Source organism: Kitasatospora sp. NPDC058243, assembly GCF_042882025.1.
Taxonomy (GTDB): domain Bacteria; phylum Actinomycetota; class Actinomycetes; order Streptomycetales; family Streptomycetaceae; genus Kitasatospora.
In genome coordinates this window covers 139,349-143,928 of record NZ_JBHVWW010000014.1, presented here as the reverse complement: position 1 = coordinate 143,928, position 4,580 = coordinate 139,349, and the positions used below count along the sequence as shown (strand labels likewise).

Annotated in this window: 4 protein-coding genes; 2 read left to right on the top strand and 2 right to left on the bottom strand. The window is 73.6% G+C overall.

Annotated elements, in window-relative coordinates; all coding sequences use genetic code 11:
* Positions 1 to 560: 560 nt before the first annotated feature.
* On the top strand, positions 561 to 1,166 hold the full coding sequence (locus ACFVX9_RS13015; protein WP_063350291.1) for a hypothetical protein: 606 nt from the start codon (positions 561 to 563) through the stop codon (positions 1,164 to 1,166).
* A gap of 159 nt (positions 1,167 to 1,325) precedes the next feature.
* Positions 1,326 to 2,036 carry a class F sortase gene (locus tag ACFVX9_RS13010; RefSeq protein ID WP_380372213.1) on the top strand — a complete coding sequence of 237 codons (711 nt, stop codon included), beginning with the start codon at positions 1,326 to 1,328 and terminating at the stop codon, positions 2,034 to 2,036.
* 69 nt (positions 2,037 to 2,105) lie between these two features.
* Here the strand turns inward: ACFVX9_RS13010 and ACFVX9_RS13005 are convergent, their stop codons facing one another.
* Both ACFVX9_RS13005 and ACFVX9_RS13000 read right to left on the bottom strand, forming a co-directional pair.
* Positions 2,106 to 3,137: a methyltransferase gene (locus ACFVX9_RS13005; RefSeq protein ID WP_063350289.1), complete on the bottom strand. Its 1,032-nt coding sequence runs from the start codon at positions 3,135 to 3,137 to the stop codon at positions 2,106 to 2,108.
* 54 nt (positions 3,138 to 3,191) lie between these two features.
* Positions 3,192 to 4,265 carry a nitrous oxide reductase family maturation protein NosD gene (locus ACFVX9_RS13000; RefSeq protein WP_387981597.1) on the bottom strand — a complete coding sequence of 358 codons (1,074 nt, stop codon included), beginning with the start codon at positions 4,263 to 4,265 and terminating at the stop codon, positions 3,192 to 3,194.
* Positions 4,266 to 4,580: the final 315 nt, after the last annotated feature.

Below are 4,580 nucleotides of genomic sequence, written 5' to 3'. Positions count from 1 at the left end.
GAACCCAAGGGCCACTGGTTTCTCCCGCAGAAACCTCACACCCCTCCCAACCCTCCCTTCCCTTCCTATCCCCCCCCCTGTCCTTTCGCTGGTTCTGGGCCCACGTGTGCGTCCGGATCGACCGGACGGGGCGTCAGCGCCGCCCGAGCCCGCCCGACGCGGCGTCAGTGCCACCCACGCCCGCCCGACGGCACGTCAGCACCATCCGAGCCGCCCGACGCGGCGTCAGCGCCTTCCCGGGCCTGCCCGACGCGGCGTCAGCATCGTCCCGGACCCGCCCGACGCGGCGTCAGCGCCTTCGGGGCGGACCGACACGCCGTCAGCACAGGACCGACTCGGCCCGGACCGCCGCGAATCCTTTTCACCCGTCTCACTGGGGCACCCGGGTGAACCGGGCCGGGACTCCACTCGAATCGAGCACAGTCCGTACCCAAGTCGCCACTCTCCGGTGGCGGCGGACGTCGCGGTGGTTGACGGTGAATCAGACGCAGTTCCCACGAATTCCCTTGTCCGGCGCCGTGCCGGCGATCGCGGGCCTGTGTATCGGAAGGATCAACCTCATGCGTTCTGCACGCACTCTGCTCGCCGGGGCGGCTGTCGCCGCCGTTCTCACCGTCGGCACCCCCATGGCCTTCGCCGACGGCTCCGCCGACCAGGCGAAGAGCCTCACCTCGCAGGACCAGTCCGACCGCGGCGACGAGCACGGCCGCGGCGACGACCGGGGCGACGAGCACGGCCGCGGCGAAGGCCGTGGCGACGAGCACGGCCGCGGCGAGGGTCGCGGCGACGAGCACGGCCGCGGCGAGGGTCGCGGCGACGAGCACGGCCGCGGCGAAGGCCGTGGCGACGAGCACGGCCGTGGCGAAGGCCGTGGCGACGAGCACGGTCGCGGCGAAGGCCGTGGCGACGACAAGGGCGGCGAGGGCCGCGGCGGCGACAAGGGCGGCGAGGGCCGCGGCGGCGAGCACGGCCGTGGTGGCGAGCACGGCCGCAAGGGCCCGCACGGCGGCGTGCACGCCGGCGGTGGCGGCCTGGCGATGGTCGAGACCGGCACCACGCTGTCCGGTGGCGGCCTCGCCTCCGGCGCCGTCCTCCTGATCGGCGGCCTCGGGGCCGGCGCGTACGCGCTGCGCCGCAACCGCCGCAACACCGGCGCCACCATCTGACGTCCGGCATCTGACGCCGCCCCCACGCGCCTCCCCACCAGGGCGGCGCGCACGGGGGCGGCGGGTCGTTTTGGACCTTCTGGACCTTTTCGGGCCGTCACCGGCCCGGCTGCGCATGGGAATGGAGAAAGAGGAGCGATGGGCGGTCCCGTCCCTGGAATGTCCCGACTGCTGCGCACCGGCATCGGTGCGGCGGCGGTCGGTCTGCTGCTGATGTACAACTCGGTCGACACCACGCCGAGAGCCAACTCGGCGTCCCGCATGACCCGTCCCCCGGCGATCGTCGCGCCGGCCACCCCCCGCCCGTCCCCACCGGCCACCACCCCCGCGGACGCCCCCACGGACGCCCCCGCGGAGGCCCCTGCGGAGGCCGCCGAGGACCCGGCCCCCGCGCCACCGTCGCTGGGCCGTGCCAATCCGACCCGGCTGCGGATCCCGCAGATCGGCGTCGACGCCCCGTTCACCGAGCTGACGCTCGATCCGGAGGGCCAGCTCACCGCGCCGCCGCCGGACGACGACAACCTGGTCGGCTGGTACCGGGACGGCGTCTCCCCGGGCGAGCTCGGCAGCTCGGTGGTCGCCGGGCACGTGGACACCACCACGGGCCCGGCGGTGTTCGTGATGCTGAGCCAGCTGCAACCGGACCAGCAGATCGAGGTGGGGCGCGCGGACGGCACGGTCGCGGTGTTCTCGGTGGACTCGGTGGAGGCCTTCCCCAAGAACGCCTTCCCGGACGACAAGGTGTACGGCCAGACGCCCGACGCCCAGCTGCGGCTGATCACCTGCGGCGGTGCGTACGACAAGGGCCAGAAGGACTACTCGGACAACGTGGTGGTCTTCGCGCACCTGGATTCCTCGCACCCGGCCTGACCGGCAACGCGAACGACCGCCGCCCCCAACTCCCTGGGGGACGGCGGTCGTTCGCGTAAGGGCCGGTGCTCAGCCGCGCACGGTGGCCTCGAAGGCGTGCAGGTAGGGGTTGACCGGGTGGACGTCCGCGACGTCCAGTCCGGCGTCCTCCATCAGCCGCACCATGCTCTCCTTGGAGTGCTTGGCGCCGCCGACGTTGAGCAGCAGCATCAGGTCCATCGCGGTGGTGAAGCGCATCGACGGGCTGTCGTCGACCAGGTTCTCCACCACCACGACGCGGGCGCCGGGCCGGGCCGCGGCGACCACGTTGGCGAGGGTGCGGCGGGTGCTCTCGTCGTCCCACTCCAGGATGTTCTTGATGATGTAGAGGTCGGCGCGGACCGGGATCTCCACCCGGCAGTCACCGGGCACCAGCCGGGCGCGGGCCGAGAAGGCACCGCCGTCCTGGAGCCGGGGTTCGGCGCCGGCGACCACCTTGGGCAGGTCGAGCAGGGTGCCGTGCAGCGCCGGGTGCTTCTCCAGCAGGCTGGCCAGCACGTGCCCCTGGCCGCCGCCGATGTCCGCCACCGAGTCGACGCCGGTGAGGTCCAGGTACTCGGCGAGGTCGTGGGCGGACTGCCGGCTGGAGGCGGTCATCGCCTTGTCGAAGACCTTCGCGGAGTCGCCCGCGTCGCTGTGCAGGTAGTCGAAGAACTCCTTGCCGAACAGCTCGGGGAAGACGTTGCGGCCGGAGCGGACCGCCTCGTCCAGCTTGGGCCAGGCCTCCCAGGTCCACGGCTCGGTGCACCAGAGGGAGATGTACCGCAGCGAGTTGGGCGCGTCCTCGCGCAGCAGGCGGGACATCTCGGTGTGCTCGAAGCGGTCGTCGGAGGTCTCGGAGAAGATGCCGTAGCAGGTGAGCGCGCGCAGCAGGCGGCACAGCGGCAGGGGCTCGGTGTCGAGGGCGGCGGCGAGTTCGGTGACGCTGGTCGGGGTGTCGCCGAGCACGTCGGCGACGCCGAGCCGGGCGGCCGCGCGGACGGCGGCGGCGCAGGCGGCGCCGAAGACGAGCTCGCGCAGGCGCATCGCGGCCTGGGGAGTGGGGGGCGGTGCGATGGTCATGGGAGGTCTTCCTTGTCGACGGGGGCGGGTCGTACCGGGTGCGGGTGCCGCGGTTCAGCAGCGGCCGGACGGATCGGACCGCGCGCAGGTGTTGCGGGCGAACGCGTTCTCGCCGGTGTCGCGGTCGGCGATGTCGGCCGGGCTGTTGCCGCTCAGGTGGTTGTCGGCGACGGTGTTGCGGGCGTTGGGGACGCCGACGGCGCTCTTGAAGAGGACGATCCCGCCGGAGAAGTCCGAGCTGCCGACGTTGTCGTGGACCTCGTTGTCGGTGACCCGGGTGTCCTCGACCCCGGTGAGCACGATGCCCGCGCCCTGGATGGCGCCCAGCCGCGGGTTGGCCGGGCAGAACATGTTGTTGGCGACGACCCGGTTGCGACGCACGTCGAGGTCCCCGGCCCGGGGCACGCCCTCGTCGCCGACCACGAAGACGCCGGCGCAGTTGCCGCGGAGCTCGTTGTCCTGGACGGCCAGCCCGCGCAGTCGGCGGACGGTGACGCCGACCCGGTTCTCGGTCAGCTCGTTGCCCTCCACGACGGTGCCCCCGGTGTCGGGCGCGCCGCCCTCGCGGTAGGCGTAGTTGGCGAGGAAGACACCGGACTGGCCGTTGCGGGTCGCGCGGTTGCCGACGATCCGGGCCCGGGTGGAGATCTCCTGGCTGATGCCCTGCTGGGCGTTGTCGTGGACGTAGGTGTCGCGCACGGTCAGGCCGGTGGTGCCGCTGGCGTCGATGCCGTTCTTGCGGAAGCCGGTGACGGCGAGGGTCTCGATGGTGACGTCCGGCAGCGGGGCCGCCTCGGTGCCGTCCACGCAGAGGCCGTGGCCGGCGGTGGCGCAGGCGTTCTCGGTGCCGTCCCCGGGGGTGATCACGCTGTCCGCGCCGGCGCCGCGCAGGGTGAGGCCCGGGGTGGTGATGCGGACGCTGCCGGGGTAGGTGCCGGCGAGCAGTTGGACGGTGTCGCCGGGGAGGGCGGCGTCGACGGCCTGCTGAATCGATTCGCCCGGCTGGACGACGTGCAGGCCGTCGGCGGCGTGGGCCGCGGGCGCGGCGGCCAGGGTGGCGAGGACGGTGGTCAGGGCGGTGGCGGCGGCGGTGGCCGCGGCGAAGTGGTGGACCCGTCGCGTGGGCATGAGTGGTGACCTGTTCTTTCCGGCGCGCTCGCCGGTGTGCGGCCGGAGCCTGCCGGGCAGCGCGCTAGGTACGCGGTGTCTGTTCTTACACGGTGTGCTTGGGCAGTGACGGCCGGTGGGTGCGGCCGACTCGACGCTATGGGCCGCCGGGTGGGCCCGCCACCAGGGCTGGGCTGCGGGACTGACGGGGCGTCGGCCGGTGGTGGGACGGCCCGGCGTGGCGCGTGCGGCGCGGCGCGCTCCGAACCCCTCCGCACGGCACGCCACCAGAACCACCCCGGCCACACCGGCCCGGCCACTCGTCCCCCCTTACCG